This is a genomic window from Demetria terragena DSM 11295, assembly GCF_000376825.1.
GTDB classification, from domain to species: Bacteria; Actinomycetota; Actinomycetes; order Actinomycetales; family Dermatophilaceae; genus Demetria; species Demetria terragena.
In genome coordinates, this window is sequence record NZ_AQXW01000004.1 from 2,301,869 (window position 1) to 2,328,641 (window position 26,773).

Genomic DNA, 26,773 nt, shown 5'->3' on the forward strand with positions numbered 1-26,773 from the left:
CTGTGTGGATTCTGTGCGTACCCGATGAACCGGGTGGAACTCAGGTCGTCGCAGTGACCGTGCGCAGGTCCTGGCGGGTCTCCGGGGCCTTGGTGCGCTCGGCGTCGCTTTCCTTGTCGGTGACCAATTGCTGGGAGGCCCGCTCGGCCGCAACGCGCTCGCGGTAGGCCGCCACTTCACGAGCCTTCGTGGCCTCATCCCAACCCAGGACTGGCCCCACGATGTCGGCGGTCTCCTCGACAGCGTCGACGCCACGGTGCTTGGTGTCGATCGACATCCGGGTCCGGCGGGCCAGGATGTCGGTGAGGTGCAGCGCGCCTTCGTGGGTCACGGCGTACTTCAACTCGGCCCGCAGGTACTTTTCGGCGTTCTTGACTGGCTGCAAAAGCGTCTTGTCTTCGTCGGCGAGGGCGAGGACCTCGTGCAACTTAGAGCCGTAACGTCCCAGCAAGTGCTCCACTCGCCACTCCGGCAGACCGGTCTCGCGCGCGAGTTCGCTCTTGAGGTTCATCATGGCGGCGTATCCGTCGGCGCCGACCAACGGGACCTGCTCGGTGATCGACTCCTTCAAGTCACCGATGTCCTCGGCGGCGGCGTCGACTGCGTCCTTGGCCATGATCCGGTAGGTCGTGTATTTGCCACCGGCGATCGAGACCAGGCCGGGTACCGAACGCGCGACGGCATGCTCGCGGGACAACTGGCTGGTGTCCTCGCTCTCCCCGGCGAGCAGTGGACGCAGGCCGGCGAAGACCCCGACGATGTCGTCCTCGGTGAGCGGCACAGCGACGACCTCATTGAGGTGGTCGAGGATGTACGTGATGTCGGACTTGGTCGCCGCCGGGTGCTGGAGGTCCAAGTGCCAGTCGGTGTCCGTGGTGCCGATCAGCCAGTGCTGGTCCCAGGGGATGACGAAGAGCACGGACTTCTCGGTGCGCAGGATCAGGCCGACCTCGCCGGCGATCCGGTCGCGGTCGACCAGGATGTGCACCCCCTTGGACGCGCGCACCTTGAACTGTCCGCGGCCACCGACCATCTTTTGGATGTCGTCGGTCCACACGCCCGTCGCATTGACCACAACCTTGGCCGACACGGTGTAGCGCTGGTCGGTCTCGACGTCACGCACGATGGCGCCCACCACACGGTTGGCTTCCTTGAGGACCTCGACCACCTCGGCAGAAGCGAGCACCACGGCGCCGTAGTGGGCGGCAGTGCGGGCGACGGTCATGGTGTGGCGGGCGTCGTCGGCCTGGCCGTCGTAATAGCGGACGGCGCCGACCAGGGCATCGGATTTCAGCCCGGGGAAGAGGTTGAGTGCGCCGCCCTTGGTGAGGTGCTTCTGGCGGGGGACGGTTCGGGACGAGCCAGCCATCTGGTCATACATCGCCAAACCGGTCGCGACGTATGGGCGCTCCCAGCCACGGTGAGACAGCGGGTAGAGGAAGGGGACGGGGTGCACAAGGTGCGGGGCGATATGCGTCAGCATCATCTCCCGCTCCTTGAGTGCCTCGGCCACCAGCGAGAAGTTGAGCTGCTCGAGATAGCGCAGGCCGCCGTGGAAGAGCTTGCTGGAGCGCGATGAGGTGCCACTGGCGAAGTCGCGTGCCTCGACCAAGGCCGTACGCAATCCGCGCGTTGCGGCATCGAGTGCGACACCAGAACCGGTGACGCCCCCACCGATCACCAAAACGTCGAACTCACGCTCGGTGAGCTCGCGCCAGGCCTGTTCCCGTTGGGCAGGGCCGAGGGTAGAACTGAACGGCTGCATGACCATGGATTGGGGTCCTCTCGATGCGATTCGCGCCCGGAGCCACGAGCGTCCCAGCGACAAAGACCACCTTAGGCGCTGGCACAGCAGGCGCAGGCGGCACCCGGAAGATCTGACCCGAACGTAGTCCGCAGGTCACATTCAGGCCCAGACCAGAAGAAACGCTAGGCCAGAGGTGGTTGGGTGGGGTAGGAACAGGGTTGGTATGTCATTTTTTGTCAGTGCGGATCCGTAGACGTGGGTCGACGGGGAGAGTAGGTCTTCATGAGTTTGGGCCAAGTGTTCGTGAGCGAGGTCCTCGGGACCATGCTTCTAACGTTGCTCGGTTGCGGTGTAGTCGCGAACAACGTGCTCCCGAAGAACAACGGCTTCGGGGGCGGGTTCCTGATGGTCAACTTCGGCTGGGGGCTCGCGGTCTTCGCGGGTGTCTTCGCCGCCTTCAAGTCCGGTGCGCACCTGAACCCGGCGGTCACTGTTGGATTGCTGATCAACGGCGATGAGTACGCCAAGGGCGTCGAGATCACCGCGGCGTCGACGCTCGTCTACTTTGCTGCCGAAATGCTCGGTGCCATCATCGGTGCCGTGCTCTGCTGGGCTGCATATAAGAAGCAGTTCGACGAGCGCGAAGACGCCGGCTCCTTGGGCGTCTTCTCCACCGGCCCACAGATCAAGAGCAACGTCTGGAACGTCGTAACCGAGGTCATTGGGACCTTCGTCCTGGTGTTCGTCATCCTCGCTCTCGGCAAAACCCCTTCGGAACTTGGCCCGCTCGCGGTGGCGATGCTGGTGGTCGGTATCGGTGCCAGCCTTGGTGGCCCGACGGGATACGCCATCAACCCTGCTCGTGACCTTGGTCCGCGTATTGCCCACGCGCTCCTGCCGATCCCCAACAAGGACGACAGCAACTGGTCCTACGCCTGGGTGCCGGTCGTTGGCCCGCTGATCGGTGGCGTTCTGGCGGCACTGGTCGCCAACCTCTATATCTGAACGCTGTCGTCTAGAAGGAGCACTACATGAGCAAATACATCGCTGCCATCGACCAGGGCACGACCAGCACTCGATGCATGATCTTCGACCATGACGGCAAGGTTGCCGCGGTCGCGCAGATGGAGCACGAGCAGATCTTCCCGAAGGCCGGGTGGGTCGAGCACGACGCGAAGGAGATCTGGGAGAACACCCGCAAGGTCTGCGCCGAGGCGCTCGCCAAGAAGGACCTCAAGGCCGATGACATCGCGGCGGTCGGGATCACCAACCAGCGTGAGACCGCGGTGGTCTGGGACAAGACGACCGGTGATCCGGTTTACAACGCGATCGTCTGGCAGGACACGCGTACTGACGACATCGTGGAGGAGCTCGGCGGCTCCGAAGGCCCGGACAAGTACAAGGCCAAGGTCGGTCTGCCGCTGGCAACCTATTTCTCTGGGCCCAAGGTGACCTGGATCCTGGACAACGTCGACGGCGCTCGCGACAAGGCCGAGGCCGGTGACCTGTTGTTCGGCAACATGGACACCTGGCTGATTTGGAACATGACCGGCGGTGTCGACGGTGGAATCCACATCACCGACGTGACCAACGCCTCCCGCACGCTGCTCATGGACCTGGACTCCCTCGCCTGGGATGAGTCGATCGCCGCGGACATGAAGGTCCCGACGTCGATGCTCCCGGAGATCAAGTCCTCAGCGGAGGTCTACGGCGAGGTGCGGCCGAAGGGCGTGTTGGCCGGCGTACCCATCGCCGGAATCCTCGGTGATCAGCAGGCTGCGACCTTCGGGCAGGCGTGTTTCGAGGTCGGCAACGCCAAGAACACCTATGGCACCGGCAACTTCCTCCTGCTCAACACCGGTGAAGAGAAGGTCGCGTCCAAGAACGGCTTGCTCACCACGGTCTGCTACAAGATCGGCGACAACAAGCCGGTGTACGCCCTTGAGGGCTCGATCGCCGTCACGGGCTCGCTGATCCAGTGGCTGCGCGACAACCTCCAGATCATCAAGGATGCTCCAGAGGTTGAGACCTTGGCCAAGAAGGTTGAGGACAATGGCGATGTCTATGTCGTGCCTGCGTTCTCGGGCCTGTTTGCCCCGCACTGGCGCAGTGATGCGCGCGGCGTGATCGTGGGTCTGACCCGCTACGCCAACAAGAACCACATCGCCCGGGCGGCCCTGGAGGCAGTGGCCTTCCAAAGCAAGGAAGTCGTCGACGCGATGAACGCCGACTCCGGTGTCGACCTGACCGAACTCAAGGTCGATGGCGGCATGGTCGGCAACGACACCTTGATGCAGTTCCAGGCCGATCTGTTGGGCGTGCCGGTCATCCGGCCGCAGATCACCGAGACGACCTGTCTCGGCGCGGCCTATGCGGCCGGTTTGGCGGTGGGCTTCTGGGAGTCCGAGGACGAGCTGCGCAAGCAGTGGGCCGAGGACAAGCGCTGGGAACCGCAGATGGACGCGGAGACGGTGAAGGCGCGTACGACGAAGTGGAGCAAGGCCGTCAAGCGCACGCTGGATTGGGTCAAGGGCGAGGAATAGCTCACTCGCATGACGTGACCACCTGACCGACCGCGATGTTGGTCAGGTGGTCAGTCGATGTTGGTCACTGGGCGGACCACCTACCAGTGGCCGGATCTCCCCCGAGGTGATCCGGCCACCGGTCTACGGTGGTCCGCCCAGTGCGTTTTAGGGGGCGCCCGGCACGATGACCGAGTTCGAGGCGGTGTCGGTGGCGGTCCCGTCTGCGGTGCAATACGTCACGATCACCATCACGCGGTAGGTGCCCGGCGCGGCGTACTGATGGTGCTGTGGACCAGTGGAAAAGGCCGTCTGCTGGCCGGAGTCTGGTCCGCAGGCTCCTTGAACTTCCTGCACGGCGCTCGCGCCGTCGCCAAAACGAACGGTGTATTTCAGGACGCCACCAGAGGTGCCTCGAGCATCGGCCTTCCACGTGGCCGAGGTGCTACCTGATGGTCGTGTGGTCATGGAGACCGCAAGACCCTTGGTCGCTGGAACTGACCCGCGGGCCCGCGATCCCACGGAATGTGTCGGCGGGGACGTCACGGTGGGCTGCTCCTCGGTCGGCGGCGCCGAGGTCGATGAGGACGAGGGCGGCGCGGCCTGTTGAGTGCCTGTGGCGGCCGATCCCTGCGGAGCCGGTGTCGATCGCGCAGGTGGCGGCGTCGTCGACGGGCGGTCAGTGCGTTGAGTCGCCGGCGAAGACGGCTGCGTCGAGGGTGCTGAGGTTTCGGTGCCCGTCCCAAGACCCCCGCCCGGTGAGGTGGATGGCGTCGCGGCCGGGCTCAGGAGTTCTTCGGCCTGGGTGGGCCGGGAACCGTCGTTGATGAAGTGGCCGACGGCCATACTGCCGATCGCGATGGTCGCCGCGGCGAGTCCGGCGATGGCGAGCCGGAACGGCCAGGGCGAGCCCGCGGGAGCAGACTCCGTGACCGGCTCGGCCTGCATGGCGGCGGCGAACTCGGCTTCGCGTGCTGGGTCAAGATCCTTGGGCGTGACCGAATCAGCGGACGCGGCGAAGGCGTCTCGGAGTCGTTGTTCGAATGGGTCGGTCATGACGGTGCTGCTTCCAACTGCTGCTGTAGGGCCTTCATGGCGCGGCTGGCTTGGGATTTCACGGTGCCCTTGCTCACGCCCATGGCGTCGGCGATTTCGGCCTCGGAGAGCTCTGACCAGTAGCGCAGGACGAGGACCTCGCGCTGGCGGTCAGGTAGGTGTTTCAACGCCTGCAGCACTTCGCGGTGCTCCTCGGCGATCTCCAGGTCGGCATCGGCAGGAGGACCGACCTCTGGCTCGGCGACCTTGAGGTGAGCGCGGACGGTGCGCCGCCGCCGCAGGGTGGAGCGGGCTTGGTTGACCACGGCTCTGCGGATGTAGCCCACCGCGGCTCCGGGATCGCGAAGGGAGTGTTGGTTGCGATGCAGTCCAAGAAAGGCGTCCTGGACGACATCCTCGGCGGTCGCGATGTCATCGACGAGAAACCGGGCGAGCCGCACCATCGTGAGCCGATGGGCGGAGTACAGCGCAGCAAGGTCCACTTCTTGCGGCACGCAGGTTACCCCCTGAATCATCCTCTCGGCCGGGATGCTCGTGGGCGAGATCGGTAAGGCCAAGGTTGTCATGTGCGGCCTCCTTCGTCTCGGGGATTCGCCGAATGTTGCTGGTCTTACCCATGACGACGCATCAGTGCGCCAAAGGTTGCAGCGAGCGGAGACCGGATTTCTAGGAGCGGCGGGCGACCACCGTGAGTTCGCTGCGATTGTGCTGAAGTTGCCGCACGAACTCGATGTCGTAGGCCTCGCTCAGTGTCTCCAAACTCTCGTCGGCCTGTTTGATCGGATTCGAGGTGCCGATCTTGAAGGTCACGACGCCCAGGCCGCCGACGGTGAGCAGATCGGCTGCCTCGACCATCGTTGCCGCGGACAGGTGCGGGACCATCCGCATGTCGTTCACGATGAGATCCACGGGAGTCTGTGATCCTGCCGATGCGTGGAGGAACTCGCCGGCCGTCGTGCGGTGGTGGCGTACGCCGGGATCGTCGGCGAGGCGCGGATCGAGGTCCGCTGGGTCCACAGTGATGACGTCGGAGAATCCGATGTCGCGCAGGACTCGGGTCCACCCGCCAGGGCTCGCACCCAGATCGATGGCCGTGGTGCCGGTCGGCGTGCCGATCAAGCTGAAGAGTTCTTCGAGTTTAAAACCAGCGCGCGAAATCTGGTCTGGCCGGCTGGCCAGCCGAATCCGACCACCGGCCCAGTCGATGAGACCGTCCTGGCTCGGTCCCACGCCGGCAGTACTGCGTTCTTCACCGAGGCACACACTGACCGTGGACGGCGCGCCAGAAGTGACGATGCGCGCACCGGCATCCATCAACGCTTCGAGTAGGGGCCGGCGGACCTTGCCCGGCGCGTACGGCGATTGGCCGCTGTCCCAGACATGCAGGCTGATCTCGTCGCCCGGTTCGATCTGATCGAGTACGGCATCGAGAACCCAATCGACGGCGACCTCGGGCCCACCGCGCAGGGCGCTGGTCTTGGTTTGCGCGTCGGCCGCAGCGAGGTGGCGCACGAACTGCACCTCGTTGGCTCGGACGGCATTCGCGAGGCGATGCTGGGCGCTGGCGTCCTCAGGACCGGTCCGTAGTTCGACCACACCGGCGTCCTCGCCCAGGCGGCGGACGACGGAAACGGGGAGTGCGAGGCGAATCTCAGAGACCGCATGGCGATAGAAGTCGGGCGCGACGGAGAAGGTTACGGCGGAGGGCACGACCCCATCCCACCAGATGCGGACCGATTTAGCGTTGGCGAGAGGCTTCGTAGAGCGCCACGGTGCCGGCGGAGGCGGCATTGAGCGAGGATGCGGACCCGACCATCGGGATGGTCAGGACCTGATCGCAGGCCTCATGCCAGGCCCGTGCCATGCCTCGGGTTTCGTTGCCAATCACGATCAACGTCCGTCCCGTGAGGTCAGTCTCGGGGAGCGGGGTATCGCCTGATTCATCGGTTCCAAGCACGCTCAGGTCGAGTTGTCGAGCCCAGTCGAGCACGGTTGCCGTGGCATCGCAGCGCACCACCGGCACGGTGAAGAACGAGCCGGTGCTGGCGCGTACAGCCTTGGGGTCGTAGGGGTCTGCCGCGTGACCGGTGATGATCAGCCCGCTTCCGCCGAGGGCGTCGATGGACCGGATCAGTGTGCCGATGTTGCCGGGCGTACTTGGCCGGTCGAACACCAAGACCGGACCACCCATATGTGGGGCGATCCGGTCGAGGCGGTCGGGTGGCATGGTGACCACTGCGAGGAGCTCTGCGCCGTCCTCCTTCTCGGAGAGTTCGGCCATGAGGTCGGGGGAGAGTTCGTAGGTCTGAGCGGGTCGCTCGCGCATCATTGATGCGGCCCATTCGGAGCGGCGGCCAGTCTGGGCTAGCCAGGACTGGATCTCCCAATCGTGTTGTACGGCAAGGGAGATCGGGCGTACGCCCTGCACGATGAACGCTCCGGCACGGCTCCGCTTGGTGCGATTGGTCAGCAGTGTTTGCCACTGTTGAAAAGTCGCGTTGCGGCGGTCGATCCGGGTGAGGCGCACGCCCGTGACCCTACGCTCTCGCCGTTATGCGGTGACCGCGACCGATGCTTCGGCTGCGCTGAGCAGTGCCTGACGGTCAACGTCGCCGAGGACAGCGTCCAGTGCCGGGTCGTCGCTGCGCAGGATGGCAATGAGCGTGCGGACGGGTAGGTCCTGCATCACGTCGTGGGCGCCAGCGCGACCGGCGGACTCAAAGTGGTCGCGCATCCCCTCGCGCATGTCTTCGGCAATGGTCTTCAGCGAGGCGCTGAAGGCGGGCCGACGTCCGCGGCCACGCGGGCCGCGTCGTCCGCCGCCCATGCCGTCGCCGCCTCGGTGGCCGCGGTGACCCCGGTGGCCGCCACGACGGCGGTCGCGACCGGTGTCCCGGCCGCCCCATTCCTGGGTCACGTCAATGCCGAAGTGTTTCTGCATGGCGTCCCGGACGGCGTCGAGGTCGATGCCGATCGAGTTCAGCGCGTCGCGGTCGCGGTCCAGGCCGTCTTCGCCTGGTTGCTCGGGCTGCGCCTCGTGGAACGCGACGAGGCGCTCGCTGGCTGAGGCGTATTCCAGTCCGTGGTCACTCAGGATGCGGAAGGTGCGGCCGCGGACGTTGGTCAGCATGGCAACCAGCAAGTGGTCGGGGCCGATCTCACGGTGTCCGTGTTCGCGGGCTTCATCGCCTGCCTGGGTGAGGGTGATCTTCAACTCTGGGTTTCGTGTGGGAAACATGTGGTTCTCCTTGTGGAACGTGTCTGTGGTCGCACGGCGCGCTTATCGCGAGTGCTTTTGATGGACGGCTTGCCGGCTCACCTCGAGTGCGTCAGCGATCGCCTGCCAACTCCATTCCTGCTCGCGCGCTTTCTCGACCTGGATGTCTTCCAGGCGGTCGGCGAGCTGGCGGAGGGCGCGTACGGCATCGAACCCTTGCTGTGGGTCTAACGAAGTGCTCTCGGTAGGTTCCTTGACGTCGTCCATGTGTCAATAAAACATGACGGTGCTCGGGTTGTCAAGTTATATTGACGGACATGCGAGCGCCGACCTTCCCAATACCGGTCGAGCCGACTTCCCCAACGCCGGTCGAGCAGGCGAGCGCCGACTTTCCCCAACGCCGGTCGAGCAGGCGAGCGCCCTGGCGCGAGCCGTGTCGAGGCCTGTGGCGGCGAGAGTGGTCTCGATACGGCCTCGGCTAGCGCCTCGGCCTACTCGACCGGCGTTAGAACCCCCAAACGCTGGTCGAGCCGGGGAGCGCAGCCCTTTCTTAACGCCGGTCGAGCCGGGGAGCGCCTTGGCGCGAGCCGTGTCGAGGCCTCTGGGGTCGGGGGTGGTCTCGATACGGCCTCGGCTTGCGCCTCGGCCTACTCGACCGGCGTGAGAACCCCCAACGCTGGTCGAGCAGGGGAGCGCCTTGGCGCGAGCCGTGTCGAGGCCTGTGAGGTCGGGGGTGGTCTCGATACGGCCTCGGCTAGCGCCTCGGCCTACTCGACCAGCGTTGGGGGGTCTCGACAAGCTCGCGACCAGCGTTGGGCAAGCTCGACCGGCGGTATGGGGGTCTCGACCGGCGCAGACAGTGCAAGGGTGTGCGGGTGATGGAGTTTTTGGTGATCGCTGTTGTCGGTCTGGTGGTGATCGCGTTGTCGACGCTGCTTGGCCCGCGGCTCGGCGTTGCGGCCCCGTTGTTGTTGGTGGTGATCGGGGTCGGTGCGAGCCTGCTCCCGGTCTTTGATGGTGTGCTGATCGAGCCGGAGTGGATTCTGGAAGGGCTGCTTCCGCCTCTCCTGTATTCCGCGGCGGTCTCGATGCCGCCGATGAATTTCCGTCGTGAGTTTGGTGCGATCAGCGGCCTTTCCGTCGTCCTGGTGGTGGGCACCTCGCTGCTTTTGGGGCTGTTCTTCATGCTCGTGCTGCCAGACCTCGGGTTCGCCTGGGGCGTGGCGCTGGGGGCGATCATCAGCCCGACGGATGCCGTCGCCACGTCCATCGTGAAACGGTCGCCGGTATCGACGCGTGTGGTGGCCCTCCTGGACGGGGAGAGCCTGCTGAACGACGCGACTGCTCTGGTGCTGCTGCGTACGGCGATCCTTGCCACCGCGTCGGCGTTCTCGTTCTGGGGTGCGCTTGGGACGTTTGCCTACTCCGTCATCGTGGCCGTCGTGGTGGGTGGGCTGGTCGGGGCACTTAATCTCGCTGGGCGCCAGCGGGTTTCGGATCCGACGGTGAATACGGTGCTGTCGTTCACCGTTCCGTTCCTCGCCTCGATTCCGGCAGAGCTGTTGAACGGATCGGGTCTGGTCGCTGCCGTCGTCGCCGGCCTGGTCACTGGGGTGCGCGCGCCGCGCGAACTGTCACCGCAGAGTCGCCTTTCGGATGCGCAGAATTGGCGCACGGTGGAGCTCGTTCTCGAGGGAATCGTGTTCCTGACGATGGGTCTCCAGATTGAGTCGATCGTCAGGGATGTCATCCGCGATCACGACAGCGTCGGGATCGCGCTCGTGGCCGCGGGCGGTGCGCTGGCCTTGACGGTCCTCATTCGCGCCGCGTTCGTCGCGCCCCTTTTGTACCTGCTCAGTCAACGAGCTCGTCGGGGGTCCAAGCGCCAGGACTGGCTGCAGTCGTTGCAGGAGAACATGCAGTCCGAGGACGGCATGCAGACCACCCGCGACATGATCAGTGCCCGTAGTCGGCGTGCTCCAACCGAGCGGGATGTCGCTCGGTTTAGAACGCGGGTCACCCGCGCGCTCGCCGACATGGACTTCTTCCTGAAGCAGCCGCTTGGGTGGCGTGATGGCGCTGTGGTGGTGTGGGCCGGAATGCGCGGCGCGATTACTGTCGCGGCGGCACAGACCCTCCCCGAGGACGCCCCGCAGCGACCGCTGCTCATCCTGGTCGCCTTCATCGTTGCCCTGGCGTCCTTGCTCATTCAAGGAGGGACGATGGGGGCGTTGGTGTCGGCGTTGACGCGCGATGCCGGGCCGTCGGAGGAGGACCGCGCGGAGCGGGAAGCCGAGCAAGTCCGGATCATTGAATTGCTCCGTGACGCCGGGGCCACCATCCCTGAGGTGGAGCGGGACGATCAAGCCCCGCGTACCGAACAGTTCAACGCCGCGACGGGCTATCGACTCGCGGTGCTGGAGGCCCAACGCACCGCAATCCTCGACGCCCGCGATGACGGGACGTTCGCCGCTGAACTCTTGGAGAACACGTTGGATGACCTCGACGCCTCGCAGATCGCGATCGAGATGCGCTCCACGCACGTGAATTGACGTACCGCGCCCACGACAAAGCCCCGACTCGCAGATGCGAGTCGGGGCTTTGTGACTGTCTCGACACAGTGTGCACCCGTAGGGATTCGAACCCCAAACCTTCTGATCCGTAGTCAGATGCTCTATCCGTTGAGCTACGGGTGCGTGCGCTGCCGTGATGGACAGCGACGAGCCATACTAACCAAGCGCGCCGGGGATAGGCGAATCGAGCCCTCGTGGCGGGCTTCGGTCAGACCATCCGTGCGCTCGTGCTCCCGGATGGTCTGACAGAGATGGTGCTGAATCTGTAGTAATTGCAAGCGAATCCGCTAGGGCGAGCGAGACGGATAGGTCGCTAACCCTCCGATCGGTCAGTTCCGCTGCATCCACCGGTGAAACTAATGTGTCGAGCGTCACATCCGCCGACGCAGGAGGCTCTGATGGAGCGCACCGACCAGACCGAGACCACCGAGAGCACGGTGTCGACCGACGCTGTGGAGCACGCAGACACCAGCGCACCCGAGGGTGCTGTGACCGCCGAGAGCCTGATCGAAGAGGTCTCGATCGACGGCATGTGTGGCGTCTACTAGTCCACCCTCGGCAGGAGGAGATCCCATGACCGACGTGATGCTCGAGGAACCCTGGGCGCTGTCACCGTCCGTGGCGCTACGGCCGGAGCCGTTCGGTGCGCTGGCCTACCACTTCGGCAATCGCAAGCTCACCTTCTTGAAGCGGCCGGAGTTGGTCGCACTCGTCCGGGAGCTCGAGCATCACGCGGACGTACGGCACGCCTTAGAGGCCGGCGGCGTACCGACCGAGCAGCACACGGCCTATGTCGCGGCACTGCGCGGGCTGGCTGACACCGACATGATCCGCAAACGTCAGGAGGATGCGGCATGACTCTCGCACCGGTACGACCGAAATCGCCCGAACGCCCCATGGGTGGGCGCTTGATCGACCAGTTTGAGCTTGGATTGGATGCACCGATCTGCCTCACCTGGGAGTTGACGTACGCCTGCAATCTGGAGTGCGCGCACTGTCTCTCAAGTTCGGGGCGGCGTGACCCGCGCGAGCTCACCACCGAGCAGTGCAAGGCGGTGATCGACGAGCTGCATCGCATGCAGGTCTTCTACGTCAACATCGGCGGCGGGGAGCCGACCATCCGCCCAGATTTCTGGGAGCTGCTTGAGTATGCCGTCGCTCACGACGTGGGAGTTAAGTTCTCCACCAACGGAGTTCGTATTAATTCCGATCGCGCCCGCTTCCTCGCGAGCACCGACTACGTCGACGTGCAGATCTCGCTCGACGGCGCGACTGCTGAGGTTAACGACTACGTTCGGGGGCCCGGGTCGTACGACACCGCGATTCGGGCGCTAGCCAACTTGCAAGAGGCTGGCTTCGAGGACGCAAAGATCTCGGTGGTCTGCACCCGAGAGAACATCGGCCAACTCGACGACTTCAAGGCCATCGCTGACCAATACGGCGCCACCCTGAGACTCACTCGGCTGCGTCCGTCGGGACGTGGCGCTGACGTCTGGGACGAATTGCACCCGCTCCCTGAGCAGCAGCGAGAGCTCTATGACTGGCTTATGGCGCAGGGCGACGACATCCTCACTGGCGACTCGTTCTTCCACCTAGCGGCCTTCGGCGAGTCCCTGCCAGGGCTCAATCTCTGCGGTGCCGGCCGGGTGGTTTGCCTCATCGACCCCATTGGTGATGTCTACGCGTGCCCGTTTGCGATCCACGAGGAGTTCCTTGCGGGAAATCTGTTGCGCGACGGGGGTTTTGGGCAGGTATGGCAGACGTCACCGTTGTTCGCCGACCTGCGCTCACCGCAGACAGGCGGTGCGTGCAGCAAGTGCCAGTTCTTCGACTCCTGTCGTGGGGGCTGCATGGCTGCGAAGTTCTTTACCGGCCTGCCGTTGGATGGCCCAGACCCCGAGTGCGTTCAGGGCTACGGCGAGTCGGCCCTCGCCAGCGACCGGGTGATCCCCGCAGCGAGTCAGGACCATTCGAAGGCCAACCCGACGAGGAATCAGCCGGTCATGCTCACGCTGGGACGACGCCCGGACAACGACGACTCAGTCTTCGCGCCGCAAAGCCGACCAGTCTCGGCGTGTGCCGAGAGCCCGCTAGCTGGCTTCACCCCCTGACCGAACTACCCAGGAGACCTCGATGCCCAAGGCGGAATGGCTACAGAATCCGTGGAAGCGCAACCCCTGGTTCGAGTCAGTTGCGGTGGCGCAGGAGCGTGCCCGAAAGAGGCTTCCGAAGCCGGTGTATGGCGCGCTCATCGCTGGCTCCGAGCGGGGCCAGAGTGTGACTGACAACCAGGCGGCATTCGCCGAACTTGGTTTTGCGCCACATGTCGTCGGCCAGCAGACCGAGCGCGACCAGAGCACCACGGTGTTTGGCCATCAGGTGGGCTCGCCGGTCCTCATCAGCCCGACGGGGGTTCAGGCTGTGCACCCTGACGGCGAGGTCGCGGTGGCTCGCGCGGCGGCGGCCCGCGGCACGATCATGGGGCTCTCAAACTTTGCGTCCAAATCGGTCGAAGAGGTTGCCGAGACCGGAGCGATCACCTTCTTCCAGATGTACTGGACTGGAGCGCGTGACGTCATGGTGCAGAGAATGCAGCGGGCACACGACGCTGGCGCGCAGGGCCTGATCGCGACCCTCGACTGGTCCTTCTCGATGGGCCGTGACTGGGGCAGTCCAGAGATTCCGGAGAAGGTCGACCTGCGAACGATGGTCCGCATGGCGCCCCAGGTCGCCTTGCGGCCGGGCTGGCTCTGGGAGTTCGGCCGCACTGGGCAGATTCCCGACCTGACCGCGCCCAACCTCGCGCCCCCCGGCGGTTCTGCACCGACCTTCTTTGGCGCGTACTTCGAGTGGATGACTACGCCGCCTCCCACGTGGGATGACGTGAAATGGATGCGCGACACCTGGACCGAGATCAGCGGAACACCGTTCATCCTCAAAGGAGTCGGCCGGATCGACGATGCGCTCCGCGCGGTCGATGTCGGGGTCGCGGGGATCTCGGTGTCCAACCACGGTGGCAACAACCTGGACGGCACACCTGCTGCGATCCGCATGGTGAAGCCCATCGCCGACCGGGTGGGTGACCAGATCGACGTCGTGATGGATGGCGGTGTCCGGCGCGGCTCGGACGTGGTGAAGGCGGTCGCACTTGGCGCTAAAGCGGTCCTCATCGGTCGGGCCTACCTGTGGGGCTTGGCGGCCAACGGGCAAGCAGGCGTCGAGAACGTTCTCGATGTCCTGAACGGTGGCGTCGATTCGGCGCTGCGGGGCTTGGGCCTCTCCTCAGTCTCTGAGCTGACGCCCGATCACCTGCTCGTCCCTGATGGCTTCTACCGCGCGCTTGGACAACCAGCGAGCGAGCACGCGGCGTCGTGATCGCCGTCGAAGGCACCACGATGACGTCGCTGGAGTCGACGACTTGGCCACAGGTGGGTATGCCGGACCTCGTGATCGTGCCCGTCGGATCCCTGGAGCAACACGGTCCGCACCTGCCGCTGCATACTGACACCACAATTGCCGTCGCCGTCGCTCATGGCGTCGCGGAGCGGCTCTGCGCAGCGGCACAGAAGACCGTGGTGACTCCGCCGGTCGCGATGGGGTCCAGCGGCGAGCATCAGTCGTTTCCTGGGACCGTCTCGATCGGGACTGCGGTACTACGCCAGGTCCTCGTCGAGATCGTGCGCTCGGTACGCACCTGGGCCGACCGTGTTCTTCTGGTCAATGGGCACGGAGGCAATGTCCAAGCAGTCCGCGACGCAGTCGACCAACTCGTGCACGAAGGTCATGACGTTCGGTGGGTGGCGTGCCGCATCGAAGGCGCGGACCTGCATGCAGGACGGACAGAGACGTCCTTGATGTTGGCCCTGGCCCCCGACGAGGTGCGCCTGGACTCCTCAGAGCCTGGAAATACGTTGCCGCTTCACAAAATTCTGCCCGACATGTTCGCCGGTGGGGTCAGCGCCGTTTCGGCTAATGGCGTGCTGGGGGATCCCAGCGGCGCCTCGGCGCGGGAGGGAACAGCTTTCCTCGCAGCCATGGTTGAGGAGGTCCTCGATGGTGTCCTGGAACGGCGTGGGTCTGCATGAGTGAACGGGTCGCTTTGGTCACCGGCGCGGCCCGGGGGATCGGGGCTGCCGTGGTCAGCCGCCTCGCCGACGACGGAGTCGACGTCGTGGCCCTCGATTGGTGTGCGGGGCCTGCGGCAACTCCCTACGCGATGCCGACCATCGACGACCTCGAGCAGGTGGCCCACGGGCGACCGAATGTGCTGACTCGCGTTGCCGATGTCCGTGACCCCGCGGCCCTCAACTCGGTGGTCGATGATGCTCTTTCGAGGTGGGGCCGACTCGATGTTGCGGTCGCTGGAGCGGCTGTCGTCAGTGGGGGTTCACCCCTATGGGAGACCGATCAGGGCGAGCTTGATCTGCTGTGGGACATCGACGTGCGGGGCGTGTGGAACACGGCGGCGGCCGTGATCCCCGCGATGTTGAGCGGACCTGCACCCCAGGGCTGCCGGTTCATCGCCATCGCCTCGGCCGCCGGTTCGCACGGGCTGTACCGGCTCGCGGGTTACACGATGGCAAAGCATGCGGTGGTCGGTCTGGTGCGGGGGCTCGCAGCAGACCTGGTCGGCACGGGCATCTCCGCCGTCGCGGTATCGCCCGGGTCGACTCACACCCAGATGCTGGCGCAGACCGCAGCCCTTTACGGCACCAGTGTCGATGACCTCGTGACGCGACAACTGTTGCGCCGACCCTTAACAGCACCTGAGGTCGCAGCGACGATCGTGCACTGTTGTTCAGTCGACGGTGCCGCGCTCAATGGTGGGGTCGTGCACGCGGACGGCGGCTTCTCACCATGACTTCTCGCTTGAATGTCCTTCCGGTCGAACGATTTTCGCGCGGAATGTCCGTGCGGGTCCGAAGCGATGTGCGGCGGGTGAGCGATGACCTTCTGGTGGGTGGCTCGCCGTTGCGGGCGGTGCGCCTGACGTCGGCGGCGCAGGAGTTGATCGCGATCGCGGACGGCGATATCCACGTATGTGATTCGGTTTCGGCGGCGCTGGCGGCGCAGTTGGTCGACGGCAATGTTGCCGATCCGGTGCTGACCGGCGATGGAGTCGACCCAGCCGAGCTGACGGTGGTGGTCCCCGTACGCGACCGGGTCGGGCAACTCGATCGGATGCTCGCGGTGCTCCAGGGCGCATCGGTCATCGTCGTCGACGACGAATCCCTTGACCCAGAAGCCCTCGCGAAGGTCGCGAACCGGCATGGCGCCCGAGTGTTGCGCCTGCCCGTCAATCTCGGACCGGCCGGAGCGCGCAATGCCGGTCTGGCAGAGGTGATGACTCCCTATGTCGCCTTTGTCGACTCAGATGTCACCGTCAGTCCGGTCACCCTCTGTCGGTTGTGTCGGCACTTCTCCGACCAGTCGGTCACGATGGCCGGTCCGCTCGTACGCAGCGCGTCCCGCTCAGCCGCGCCGCGATGGTTTGAGCGATTCGACGAGCAGGTGTCGTCCTTGGCGCTCGGCACCCGATCCTGCTCCGTGAGGCCGGGCGCCGCAGTCGCCTGGCTCCCGAGCGCGTGCTTGGTCGCTCGAACTCATCGGCTGCGCGAGGTGGGCGGTTTCGCTGAGGACATGCGGGTAGGGGAGGACGTCGACCTGGTTTGGCGACTGGTCAACCTCGGTGACCGGGTGCGCTACGACCCCGATGAGACCGCGTGGCACGACACCCGCACGACCGTCCGGGATTGGCTCGGCCGAAAGTTCCTCTACGGCACGGGTGGTGCTGCACTCGCACAGCGCCACGGTCGCAATGGTGCCCCCGCCATCATGTCGGCCACGATGGCGATCGCGGCCGCCGCCGTACTCGTCCGGCGGGCATGGTCCGTCCCAGTCGTGGCGCTGGGGTTGGCGGTGGCCACCCGCAATCTGCACCTCCGGCTCCCACCCTCGGAGCACCGCCGCCGGTTGGTCCTTCGCCTTGGTTTGCAAGGTCTGGGATGGGCCATCCGGCAAGAGGCAGCGCTCCTGCTGCGGCACTGGTGGCCGGCGCTTGCTCTTGCCGCGATCTGCAGCAGAAATGTGCGCCGCGCCTACCTTTCGGCCCTGCTGGTCGACATCGTCGTAGCCCGGATCGACCACCCGAGGGCGCGCTGTGCGCCGCTCTCTCGACGCCTCGATGACCTCGCCTATGGATCCGGCCTCTGGGTAGGCGCCTTGCGGTCCAGGTCGATGGCTTGCCTTCTCCCACGACGGCCGGCATCGCGTTAGTCGCGGCTGGCTATCACGTTGGGACACATGGTGATTCGGCATGCCCCGGACAAGGTTCGACGCGGCGCGGGCGCGACCTATCCGGTCTGGCAGGTCGCGACCAATCCTTACGGTTGGGATCCGCTTGGGGGCCTACTAGATATGACTTTGGTCACATAGCGTCGCTGGCATCCGGCACCCGATCTAGAGGAGAGTCCGATGCAAGTTGACGAGCTGATCAAGCCGTTCCCTATCAAAGAGTTCCACCCCTTCCCGCGCGCTCTGCTCGGCCCGGGAGCGCACGAGATCGTGGGCCCAGAGGCGCTCAAGCTCGGTTTCCGCAAGGTGCTGGTCATGACGTCCGGACTGCGGGGCACCGACGTAGTCGAGAAGATCGTCGGGTCGTTGAAGTACCACGGGCTCGACGTAGTGCTCTACGACAAGGTTGAGTCCAACCCCAAGGACTACAACGCCATGGACGGCGCGAAGGCCTACATGGAGAACGACTGCGACTCGTTCGTCTCCATCGGTGGTGGTTCCTCGCACGACGCCTGCAAGGGCGCCCGGATCTCGGTCGCGCACGATGGCCGCAATGTCAATGAGTTCGAAGGCTTCAACAAGTCTGAGAATCCGAAGAATCCACCGCACATCGCCATTTCTACGACGGCTGGCACCGGCTCGGAAACATCCTGGGCGTACGTCATCACCGACACCACGACCGACCCGTCGAAGCCGCATAAGTACGTCGCCTTCGATGACGCCGCCGTGCCGACCCTCGCGATCGACGACCCGGTGCTGTACTACGACTGCCCACGACACTTCACTGCGCAGTGTGGCTTCGACGTTCTCGCGCACGGCTCCGAGCCATTCGTGTCCCGACTGGACTTCGAGCCCTCGTATGGCAACGCGCTGCGGTCCATCGAGCTGGTGAGCCAGAGCCTGGTGCGGGCGACCTGGAACGGCTATGACCTGGCCGCGCGTACCGACTTGATGAACGCGCAGTACATCGCCGCGCAGGCCTTCAACTCCGGCGGCCTGGGCATCATCCACTCGGTGAGCCACGCGACGAGTGCGTTCTTCGACACCCACCACGGACTCAACAACGCGATCGCCTTGCCGCGCGTCTGGGCGTTCAACTTGCCCGCGCGGTACAAGCGCTATGCGCTGATCGCGCAGGCCATGGGCGTCGACATCGGCGGTATGACCACCGTGCAGGCAGCCGACGCGGCCGTCGCGGCATCGATCCGGCTGCTGCGTGACTGCGGTATCCCAGAGAAGTTCACTGACATCACCAAGGGCACGCACGAGAAGAACCGCCTGGGTGAAGGCCCGACCGAGTTCTACAAGGATCGCCCGACGGTGACGGGCGACGCGGAGACGATCGACAACATCACCAACCACGTTCTGGGCGATGCGTGCACGGAGGCGAACCCACGCGAGTGCACCTTCGACTCGGTGCGGCCGGTGGTCGACCACGCCTACAACGGCGACTTGGACGACCTGCTGACCTGACCTGCACCACTTGGCCCCGCGAGTCGGTCACTGGTTATCCCAAGGGCCGGCTCGCGGCCACCAGCAGTTGAGCTTTCCGACCCCGAGGAGTGAGATGAGCCAGCCCGAGAGCGTCCAGGTTGAGGATGAGTTGTTCGCCGATGTGGACGAGGTCGCCCATCGGCTGGGGTCGGTCGGCTATCTGTGTGATGAACAGATCGCCACCACGGTCTTCATCGCGAGCAGGCTCGGGCGCCCGCTCCTGCTGGAGGGACCGGCTGGCGTGGGCAAGACCGACATGGCTCGCAGCCTGGCTCGAGTTCTTGGCCGCGAGTTGGTCCGGTTGCAGTGCTATGAGAGTCAGGACGAGTCTCGCGCCCTGTATGAGTGGGACTACGGCAAGCAGCTGCTCTATACGCAGATCTTGCGCGAGAAGATCGCCGAAATCGTCGGCGACGCAGCCGATCTCGACGAGGCGGTCGGGCGCATCGCGGCCCGTGAGGAGGTGTTCTTCTCCGAACGATTCCTGTCCGAACGCCCCCTCCTGAAGGCGATGCGGAATCCCGAACCCGTCGTCCTGCTCATCGATGAAGTCGATCGCTCGGACGAAGCTCTTGAGGCCGTACTGCTGGAGACTCTCGCCGAGAACCAGATCTCCATCCCGGAGATTGGCACCATCGAGGCGGTCTACCCGCCGCTGGTGATCCTCACGTCCAACAACACGCGCGACCTCTCCGCGGCGTTGAAGCGTCGCTGCCTGCACCTCTTCCTTGACTACCCAGAACATGACCGCGAGCTGGAGATCCTGAAGTCGAAGAAGACTGGGCTGAATGAGGCCGTCGCCGAGGAACTCGTTTCGCTCGTACAGGAGTTGCGTGGCCTCGACCTTCGCAAGGCTCCGAGTACCGCCGAGACCGTCGACTGGGCGCGTACCCTCGCGGTGCTCGGAGTCACCGAGCTCGAGCGCGGCACGCTCGACAACACGGCCAATGTCGTCCTCAAATACGAGCGCGATCTTGAGCGGGCGTTGCAGCACATCGCGACGCGCTACGGAGACGGAGACGGAGACTGGGCGGACAAGCCTGCCGGCCCAGAGGCGCAGCCGGTGCCGTCGGATGCTTCAGACCGGTCCCGCCCGCAGGGCGTGACGGACGGTCCAGCGGTCATCCACGAGCCGGACGATGCGCGAGACACTCGTGACGAACGCGAGCGCCCGGGTCGGCATGGCGCGGCGGCCTTCTTTGGCGGGCGTGGATCGGGCGCATCCGGCTCGCGACGCCGTCCGGTCTAAGGCCGCGCGCATGGACGCATCGCTGCAGCGTTTTGCGCAGATGCTCCGCCTCCATGGGGTCCGGGTGAGTACCGCAGAGGTGATCGACGCCGCCGGATGCGCCGCGCTCCCAGGCGTACTCGCCGATCGAGCACGTTTCCGGGCGGCACTGCGCGCGTGTTTTGTGACCCGGCCGAGCGATCTCACGACCTTCGATGAGGTGTTCGACCTCTTCTTCGGCGGCGGACAGGCGCGGGACGTCGTAGAAGCCGGTGGGTCGTCGGCGGAGATGTCTGACGGCGGCGATGGCCAGTCCTCGGACTCGCTGGACGAGATGGCTCTGGTCGATGGGACACAGGGCGCTGCCGAGATCCAGAGTGGGTCGGCGGGCGAGGCCGACATGCGGGAGTTCTTCGATCCCGATGTGCTGCGCTCCGGCTCGAACCTTGATGACGACGCTGATATCGCGGATCTTGCGGCGATGTCGGACGAAGTGTCGTTCAGTCCCTCAGGCGCGACCTCCCGTGGAACGGGGATGAAGGTCCAATTAGAGGTGTCCCGTTCGCGGGGGGTCGAGAACCCCGGTTCGCTCAGCCCAGCGACGGGTCAGGCACTGGATGTGACGCTATCCGACGACGAGGAAGATCGGCTGCTGACTTGGCTTGGAGCCGCCGGATCGAGCAGTTCGGATCCGTCTCTCGACGACGCGCAGATCACCGGTCTGCTGGAGCGTCTCCCCGCGCACCTCGCCGACCACCTGCGGAGATTGGCCGGGCTGCGGCGGACGACCCAGGTCGCCGGCGATATCAGCCCGGTCGTCCTTGATCGAGTGTCTCCGGCTGAGCGAGAGCGCTTGGAGGAATCCTTGCGCAGGCTCGCCCATGATCTGCATGGCGGCCTGAGTCAGCGCAAGAAGCCTCATCCGCGGGGCCGGATCGAGCCCATTCGTACGACTCGGTCGAGCATGCGCTACGACGGTGTGCCGTTCACGCCGGTCCGGGTTCGCCAGGTTCGGGAGCGACCGCGTGTGGTGGTCCTCGCCGACGTCTCCCTGTCGGTCCGGGTGACCGCACGCTTCACGCTGCACGTCATGCACGGGATGCAGTCTCAGTTCCGGCACGTGCGCTCGTTTGGCTTCGTCGACGAGTTGGTCGAAGTGACCGAGCTATTCCGGACTCATCCCGTCGAGCATGCCCTCGGTCTGATTTTCGGGGGAGAGATCCTCGACCCCGACGCCAGCTCTGACTACGGGACGGTTTTCGACCAGTTCCTGCACAACTATCCGGACGCGATCAACCACCGCACGTCCGTGGTGGTGCTTGGCGACGGCCGCAGCAACGGCAAAGACCCAGGGCTGGACAGCTTTGCGCAGATCGCCCGCCGCGCCAAGTCAGTCGTCTGGCTCAGTCCTGAGCCCTCCCGGTCATGGCGGCTCGGCACCTGCGCCATGCCGCAGTACGCGCCGCTGTGCGACCGAGTGGAGGTCGTCCGCGATCTTGCAGGTTTGGAGCGGACCTCCCGTTCGGGAGGCCCACTGTGAGCGCCGCGGCCCTCTCAGCGATCGACCCCGTTGGCCCACTCGTCGACGGTGCCTATCTCGATGACCTAGTCGAGGTCCGCAGGGTCAACCGCCTGGAAAGGGTGGGCGGTGCCACGGCTCTGCGCAGTCGCTACTTCGTCGTCGACACCACAGGTGCCCAACTGCGCGTATGGCATAGCGTGCCGCCAGAACACCGAGGCGAGGGCCTGACGACGCTTCTGGTCGATGAGCTTGGTGGCGCGGGTGTGATCGATGAAATCGACCTGTTTGAAAGGGTTTTCGTCGGCATCGTGCGGACGTTCGACGCCAAGGAGAGTGAGGCGATCGACGCATGGACCAGCTTCTATCGAGCGGGGTTGGAGCAGAGCGTTGCCGCGCCCATGTCCGAGCTGGCGGCGGTCCGCACCTTTGCCGCGGAGCTCGTACCTGCGGGCTCAGTTCTCGAACTGGGAAGTTGCTTCGGGTTCCTGTCGCTGCACCTCGCGCTCAACGGGCACCAAGCCACCGCGTCTGACCTGAACCCGGGGACGATGCACCTGCTAGGGCAGGTAGCCCACGCCTTAGGGGCTCCACTCCAGACCGCCATCATCGACGCCGCGGACGTGCCCTTGGCTGATCGTTCAGTCGACACCGTGCTGGCGCTCCACCTGCTCGAGCACGTCGATGACGACACCGGGGAACGCATTCTGAGGGAAGCCCTTCGTGTCGCACGGCGTCGAACGATCATCGCCGTGCCATTGGAAGAAACCCCGGACCCGACCTTCGGCCACGTCCGTTGCATCACGCTCGATGACCTCACCAACTGGGGCCAGCAAAGCGGCCGACCGTTTGGGGTGCGCGAGCACCACGGCGGCTGGCTCGTCGTCGAAGCGTGAACCCCGGTCAGAGCAGGTCGAGCTTGGACGCCTCGTAGACCGCTTCGGCCCGACTCGCGGCGCCGAGCTTGCGCAGGATGTTGCCGACATGGAACTTCGCTGTCGTCTCGGAAATGAACAGCCGCTTGCCGATCAACCGGTTCGAGAGGCCGTGCGCCAGGAGCTGCAAGACTTCGCGTTCGCGCGAGGTGAGCTCGGGTAGGGCCTCTGGGGCGTTCAGCCCGCTGACCATCGCGGCGGCAGAGCGGGGGTCGAAGGCGCTGCCGCCTCCGCTGACGTCACGGATGGCACGCACGAGTCCGGAGGTGTCGACGTCCTTGACCACATAGCCGCGTGCACCGGCCCGAATCGCACGAAGCACAAGGTCTTGGTTGAGGAAGGTCGTCAGGACCAGGACCGCCAGACCGGGATGCCTCGCGGTGAGTTCCGCGCACAGGTCGATGCCCTCGCTGTCCGAGGAGGTCGACAGCTTCAGGTCGAGGAGGACCACCTGCGGTTGCGCATGCGCGACGAGTGGCAGGGCCTCGGCGGGACTCGACGCTTCGCCGACGATCCGCAGATCGTGTTCGCGTTCCAGCACCGAGCGCAGTCCTTGGCGGACGATCGCGTGATCATCGACCAGCATGATCCGTACCTCATCCACGACACCGAGCTCGATGCTTGGCTGGGTGCGTTCGGACTCTAGGTTCATGACGCTGCCTCCTCGTCGCGTTCTATGGGAATGCGCGACACGACCCGAACGCCGCCCATCGTCGCCCGCCGGAAGGCGAGATTGCCGCCGATGGAGCGGATGCGTTTGTCCATGTTGGCCAGGCCGCGGTGTCGGCCATCACCGACTGCTGCCTGCTCCAGGCGCAGAACGCGCCGGAGCGCCGTGGGGTCGCCGTCGCCGTCATCGGAGATCGAGACGAAGAGATCGTTCTGGCGGTATCGCAACCGGATCGAGACGTGCCGGGCATCGGTGTGGACCAGCACGTTGAAGAGGGCCTCGCCGACTACTCGGGCGATCTCGTGGTGGATGGCGTCGCCAAGGTGGGTGTCTTCGCCCTCGGTCACGAGGGTGATGTTGAGCAGTGAGGTGTGGTGGGCGACCAGTTCCTTGATGAGTTCCTGGAGTGACCCGACGTCATCGTGCTGACCCGCCGTCAGCGCATAAATCGCGGACCTCATCTGCTCGACTGCGGTCTGCGTCAAGGACTTCGCGGTGCCAAGCTGGGAGGCGAGATCGGTCTGGCCAGCGGCCTCCGCCTCTCCCCGCGCCAGCTCGACCGCCATTCCCGCAGAGAGGACGTACTGCGTGACGCTGTCGTGCAATTCGCGGGCGATCCGGTGGCGTTCGTCGTCGATCAACTGGCGCCGGATCGCGACAGCCAGTCGTTGTTCGGTGGCGTGTAGCTCTGCGGTGCGTTGCGCGAGATCTTGTGCTTGTGCCTGTGCTTCACGCTTCAGCCGTTGCGCCTCGCGGTGCAGGTTGGCGCCATTCCGGTGTTGCTCCGAGGTGTGCAAGGCCATGGCCGCGAACCCGGCGAGTACGCGCAGCGCGGCCAAATCCTCCGATTCGGGGTGCGGGATGCTGGGATGAAAGATCGACAGCCCGCCCACGCGTCGGCTTTCGAGGTACATCGGGATGCGCGTCCAACTGTCGGTGCGCGCCGTCGGGACGGCGTGACCCGCTCTGATGGCACCGAGTTCGCGTCGCGCGACGTCGGGAAGATCCTCATCGGCAGCGCGCATCCGGCCGTCCGGTCCGACCGCGACGTAGCGCGGCCGAGCACCGTGGACATGGCCGTCGGAGAGCCCAAGAACGACCCACGCCGCGTCAAGGTGTACGGCTGCGGCTGAGGCGACGGCCTCCAGGACGGCCAGTGGAGCATCGGCGGTGCGTACGACGGCGCGCGAGATGCGATCCATGGCCCGGACGGTGCGTTGCATCCGTTCGTTCGATCGCACGAAGGCCGGGTAGTAGGAGTTCTTGCCCGAGCGGACCCCCGTGAGCCGGGACAGATCGGAGGCGTCGGAGCTCACAGCGCGGCCCGGAAGATGCGTTCGATATCGGCGGCATCGGATGACCTGGGGTTGGTGGTCAGGCAGGCATCGTCCAACGAGTTGCGAGAGAGCGCCTCGATATGGCTCTCGTCGAGGCCAAGTTCCCGCAGCGTCCGCGGTACGCCAACCTCATCAGCGAGCATCCGGATGCGCTCGACAAGGGCCTCGGCCACCTCCTCACCCGGCGCGCCCACTTCCCCGATGCCCAGGTGTCGAGCGATGTCGATGAAGCGTTCGGGTGCGCTCTCTGCGTTGTAGCGGATGACGTGGGGGAGCAGGACCCCGTTGATCACGCCGTGCGGGGCATCGAGCAGACCGCCGACCTGGTGGCTCATGGCGTGGGTCGCGCCGAGAATCGCATTGGTGAACGCCAGTCCCGCGTTGAGGCTGGCTTGCGCCATCCCCGAGCGGGCCGTGCTGTCGGTCGGTGCGGTCATCGTGCGGAGAAGGTGCTGGTCGACCAGACCGACCGCGTGCAGGGCGTGCACATCGGCAAGCGGGTTATGCGCGCGAGACACGAACGCCTCGATCCCGTGCGTGAGCGCGTCCAACCCGGTGGCGGCGTTGAGCCACTCCGGCATGGTGACCAGCAGGCGCGGATCGGTGATCGAGATCTCTGGGACCAGCGCTCGACCCATGATCGTGACCTTCACGTGCCGGGTGGTGTCGGTGACGATGCAGAACTGGCTCACGTCGGCGCCGGTGCCGGAAGTGGTGGGAACCATGAGGAGGGGAGGGATCTGGTGGCGGACGTGGTCGACCCCGCGGTAGTCGAGGATCGAGCCGGTCTGGCCAGCGAGGATCGCGACTCCCTTCGCGGCATCCATAGCGGAACCGCCGCCGATGCCGATGACGACGTCGCACCCCTCCGCCTCGTAGAGTTCGCGCGCTGACTCGACTTCGTGCTCGCGGGGGTTCGGCGTGATTTCGTCGAAGATGATCGAATGCAGCCCGACGTCGCTCAGGTGGCGTTGGGCGATCGTCACCCAACCCGCTTCAACGATGCCCCTGTCAGTCACGATGAGCGGACGTCGTGCGCCGAGTCGTCGCGCGGCGAAGCCGATCTCAGCGAGGGCACCGTCTCCGAAGACGATCTCCGGTGCGTGGAACTTGATGAGGGCCGCGCTGTCGTCTCCGTCGGGCCGTGCTCGCACCAAGTCGGTCACGTCGTCCTCCGTCGGCTGTCGCCCGTGGCGGTGTCCAGGTCCGATCATGGTAGGTCGCACCTACCCGGTCCGAACACCTTCGCGCTGCAGACCTACCCGATCAGGCAGGGGTCGACCAGCCCGATCGGGTGATTCGGGCAGTTAGCCCGAATACGGCAGCGCAGGCAGCCCACGAACCCCTGGCTGGCAGGCGAATACCGCTCCGGCGAGAGGTTCCTCGTCATCGCCGAGGTTCTCGCGGGACGTCGTGATGTAGAGCGTGTCGAGATCCGGTCCGCCGAAGGTGCACGCGGTGACCTGGGATGGCTCGACCGTGATGATGGCCTCGAGGCTCCCCTCGGGCGAATAGCGTCGAACGCCCGCGCCGCCGAACAACGCCACCCACACGCCGCCCTCGGCGTCCACGGTCAACCCGTCCGGTCCGCCCGTCACCGAGGCGTCCAACTCGACGAACGGCCGTCGGTTTGTCAGTCCCGCTTCGGGGGACCAGTCGAAGGCGCTGATCGTGCGGGTCGGGGTGTCGATGTAATACGCGAGCGTGCCGTCTGGCGACCACCCCAAGCCATTGGAGATGGTGAGGTCCGTCAAGATTTCGCTCGTCGAGCCATCGGGGTCGAGCCGCCACATCGACGCTGCGCCCGGCGTGACGGCGTATGCCATCGTGCCGCAGTAGAACGCTCCTGACGGGTCGCAGCCGCCTTCGTTGAAGCGAATTTCGTTGCCAGTCCACAACTCTCGCGCAGGCGTCAGGTCAGACAAATCGTTGGCGTGACCCAGGAGGAAGCCGCGTTCGCCCGCGACGACGGCGCCACCACCGGACCGGGGACGCATCGCTGCGGCAACGGAGCCGACGTGGGTGCGGGTGACGGTCCCGTCATCGCCGAGCAACAGGATGTCGCCGGCGAGCATGTCGACATAGCGAAGGCCGCCCCACGGTTCCCACCAGATCGGGCCCTCGGCGTGGTAGGCGTGCGGGGAGGACAGGGGTTCAGCGCGCATACCGTCAGCCTAGAGA

25 protein-coding genes and 1 tRNA gene are annotated in these 26,773 nt (G+C 65.5%); 14 read left to right on the forward strand and 12 right to left on the reverse strand.

The genetic code is table 11. The features are described from left to right. Positions 1 to 40 precede the first annotated feature (40 nt). Positions 41 to 1,771, reverse strand: a complete 1,731-nt coding sequence (locus F562_RS0115380; RefSeq protein ID WP_018157862.1) for a glycerol-3-phosphate dehydrogenase/oxidase — start codon at positions 1,769 to 1,771, stop codon at positions 41 to 43. A 258-nt stretch (positions 1,772 to 2,029) separates the two neighbouring features. Here F562_RS0115380 and F562_RS0115385 point away from each other — a divergent pair, with 258 nt between their 5' ends. Then, positions 2,030 to 2,752 (forward strand): MIP/aquaporin family protein, encoded by a 723-nt coding sequence (locus F562_RS0115385; RefSeq protein WP_026181318.1) that lies wholly within the window; start codon positions 2,030 to 2,032, stop codon positions 2,750 to 2,752. 26 nt (positions 2,753 to 2,778) lie between these two features. Then, positions 2,779 to 4,290, forward strand: coding sequence for a glycerol kinase GlpK (gene glpK, locus F562_RS0115390; RefSeq protein WP_018157864.1), 1,512 nt, complete (start codon positions 2,779 to 2,781; stop codon positions 4,288 to 4,290). A 147-nt stretch (positions 4,291 to 4,437) separates the two neighbouring features. On the opposite strand, the gene F562_RS0115395 is transcribed toward glpK, so the two are convergent. From F562_RS0115395 to F562_RS20665, 6 genes are all read right to left on the reverse strand, one after another. After that, positions 4,438 to 5,325 carry a hypothetical protein gene (locus tag F562_RS0115395; RefSeq protein ID WP_018157865.1) on the reverse strand — a complete coding sequence of 296 codons (888 nt, stop codon included), beginning with the start codon at positions 5,323 to 5,325 and terminating at the stop codon, positions 4,438 to 4,440. Further along, entirely contained in the window at positions 5,322 to 5,891 is a 570-nt protein-coding gene (locus tag F562_RS0115400; RefSeq protein WP_018157866.1) for an RNA polymerase sigma factor, read from the reverse strand. Before F562_RS0115400 ends, F562_RS0115395 begins: the two co-directional genes overlap by 4 nt. Before the next feature lie 100 nt (positions 5,892 to 5,991). Then, the gene (locus F562_RS0115405) at positions 5,992 to 7,035 is read right to left on the reverse strand and encodes an SAM-dependent methyltransferase (RefSeq protein WP_018157867.1); all 1,044 of its coding nucleotides are present in this window, start codon (positions 7,033 to 7,035) and stop codon (positions 5,992 to 5,994) included. Between the two features lie 28 nt (positions 7,036 to 7,063). Next, positions 7,064 to 7,852 (reverse strand): TrmH family RNA methyltransferase, encoded by a 789-nt coding sequence (locus F562_RS0115410; RefSeq protein WP_018157868.1) that lies wholly within the window; start codon positions 7,850 to 7,852, stop codon positions 7,064 to 7,066. Between the two features lie 24 nt (positions 7,853 to 7,876). Beyond that, positions 7,877 to 8,563, reverse strand: coding sequence for a Clp protease N-terminal domain-containing protein (locus F562_RS20395; RefSeq protein ID WP_018157869.1), 687 nt, complete (start codon positions 8,561 to 8,563; stop codon positions 7,877 to 7,879). A 42-nt stretch (positions 8,564 to 8,605) separates the two neighbouring features. Further along, positions 8,606 to 8,809 carry a hypothetical protein gene (locus tag F562_RS20665; protein ID WP_083915574.1) on the reverse strand — a complete coding sequence of 68 codons (204 nt, stop codon included), beginning with the start codon at positions 8,807 to 8,809 and terminating at the stop codon, positions 8,606 to 8,608. Between the two features lie 611 nt (positions 8,810 to 9,420). Between F562_RS20665 and F562_RS0115425 the strand changes: the two genes are divergently transcribed. Continuing rightward, positions 9,421 to 11,094, forward strand: coding sequence for a cation:proton antiporter (locus F562_RS0115425; RefSeq protein ID WP_018157871.1), 1,674 nt, complete (start codon positions 9,421 to 9,423; stop codon positions 11,092 to 11,094). A gap of 71 nt (positions 11,095 to 11,165) precedes the next feature. Here F562_RS0115425 and F562_RS0115430 read toward each other — a convergent pair. After that, positions 11,166 to 11,238, reverse strand: a tRNA-Arg gene (locus F562_RS0115430). A gap of 275 nt (positions 11,239 to 11,513) precedes the next feature. Between F562_RS0115430 and mftA the strand changes: the two genes are divergently transcribed. The 11 genes from mftA to mftM all read left to right on the forward strand — a co-directional run bounded on the left by mftA (position 11,514) and on the right by mftM (position 22,546). Continuing rightward, complete coding sequence (gene mftA, locus F562_RS21255; protein ID WP_018157872.1) at positions 11,514 to 11,663, forward strand: mycofactocin precursor MftA; 150 nt, start codon at positions 11,514 to 11,516, stop codon at positions 11,661 to 11,663. Between the two features lie 25 nt (positions 11,664 to 11,688). Then, complete coding sequence (gene mftB / locus F562_RS0115440; RefSeq protein WP_018157873.1) at positions 11,689 to 11,973, forward strand: mycofactocin biosynthesis chaperone MftB; 285 nt, start codon at positions 11,689 to 11,691, stop codon at positions 11,971 to 11,973. Then, positions 11,970 to 13,226 (forward strand): mycofactocin radical SAM maturase, encoded by a 1,257-nt coding sequence (gene mftC / locus F562_RS0115445; protein ID WP_018157874.1) that lies wholly within the window; start codon positions 11,970 to 11,972, stop codon positions 13,224 to 13,226. Before mftB ends, mftC begins: the two co-directional genes overlap by 4 nt. Before the next feature lie 22 nt (positions 13,227 to 13,248). Continuing rightward, a complete protein-coding gene (gene mftD, locus F562_RS0115450; protein WP_018157875.1) occupies positions 13,249 to 14,490 on the forward strand; it encodes a pre-mycofactocin synthase MftD in 1,242 nt (413 codons plus the stop codon). Then, complete coding sequence (gene mftE / locus F562_RS0115455) at positions 14,487 to 15,200, forward strand: mycofactocin biosynthesis peptidyl-dipeptidase MftE (protein WP_018157876.1); 714 nt, start codon at positions 14,487 to 14,489, stop codon at positions 15,198 to 15,200. The genes mftD and mftE overlap by 4 nt, the downstream gene beginning before the upstream one ends. After that, positions 15,197 to 15,976, forward strand: a complete 780-nt coding sequence (locus F562_RS0115460) for a mycofactocin-coupled SDR family oxidoreductase (RefSeq protein ID WP_018157877.1) — start codon at positions 15,197 to 15,199, stop codon at positions 15,974 to 15,976. The genes mftE and F562_RS0115460 overlap by 4 nt, the downstream gene beginning before the upstream one ends. Continuing rightward, positions 15,973 to 17,391, forward strand: coding sequence for a mycofactocin biosynthesis glycosyltransferase MftF (gene mftF, locus F562_RS0115465; protein ID WP_018157878.1), 1,419 nt, complete (start codon positions 15,973 to 15,975; stop codon positions 17,389 to 17,391). Before F562_RS0115460 ends, mftF begins: the two co-directional genes overlap by 4 nt. Before the next feature lie 198 nt (positions 17,392 to 17,589). Beyond that, positions 17,590 to 18,882: an NDMA-dependent methanol dehydrogenase gene (gene mdo / locus F562_RS0115470; protein WP_018157879.1), complete on the forward strand. Its 1,293-nt coding sequence runs from the start codon at positions 17,590 to 17,592 to the stop codon at positions 18,880 to 18,882. A 94-nt stretch (positions 18,883 to 18,976) separates the two neighbouring features. Further along, positions 18,977 to 20,152, forward strand: coding sequence for an AAA family ATPase (locus F562_RS19550; RefSeq protein WP_018157880.1), 1,176 nt, complete (start codon positions 18,977 to 18,979; stop codon positions 20,150 to 20,152). A gap of 10 nt (positions 20,153 to 20,162) precedes the next feature. Further along, positions 20,163 to 21,671, forward strand: coding sequence for a VWA domain-containing protein (locus F562_RS0115480; RefSeq protein ID WP_026181320.1), 1,509 nt, complete (start codon positions 20,163 to 20,165; stop codon positions 21,669 to 21,671). After that, a complete protein-coding gene (gene mftM, locus F562_RS0115485) occupies positions 21,668 to 22,546 on the forward strand; it encodes a mycofactocin oligosaccharide methyltransferase MftM (RefSeq protein ID WP_018157882.1) in 879 nt (292 codons plus the stop codon). Before F562_RS0115480 ends, mftM begins: the two co-directional genes overlap by 4 nt. 7 nt (positions 22,547 to 22,553) lie before the next feature. Here the strand turns inward: mftM and F562_RS0115490 are convergent, their stop codons facing one another. The 4 genes from F562_RS0115490 to F562_RS0115505 all read right to left on the reverse strand — a co-directional run bounded on the left by F562_RS0115490 (position 22,554) and on the right by F562_RS0115505 (position 26,757). Beyond that, positions 22,554 to 23,237: a MadR family response regulator transcription factor gene (locus tag F562_RS0115490; RefSeq protein WP_018157883.1), complete on the reverse strand. Its 684-nt coding sequence runs from the start codon at positions 23,235 to 23,237 to the stop codon at positions 22,554 to 22,556. Beyond that, positions 23,234 to 24,571, reverse strand: coding sequence for a MadS family sensor histidine kinase (locus tag F562_RS0115495; RefSeq protein WP_018157884.1), 1,338 nt, complete (start codon positions 24,569 to 24,571; stop codon positions 23,234 to 23,236). The genes F562_RS0115490 and F562_RS0115495 overlap by 4 nt, the downstream gene beginning before the upstream one ends. Then, positions 24,568 to 25,758: an iron-containing alcohol dehydrogenase gene (locus F562_RS0115500; RefSeq protein WP_245553665.1), complete on the reverse strand. Its 1,191-nt coding sequence runs from the start codon at positions 25,756 to 25,758 to the stop codon at positions 24,568 to 24,570. The genes F562_RS0115495 and F562_RS0115500 overlap by 4 nt, the downstream gene beginning before the upstream one ends. 141 nt (positions 25,759 to 25,899) lie before the next feature. Further along, positions 25,900 to 26,757, reverse strand: a complete 858-nt coding sequence (locus F562_RS0115505) for an SMP-30/gluconolactonase/LRE family protein (protein WP_018157886.1) — start codon at positions 26,755 to 26,757, stop codon at positions 25,900 to 25,902. Positions 26,758 to 26,773: the final 16 nt, after the last annotated feature.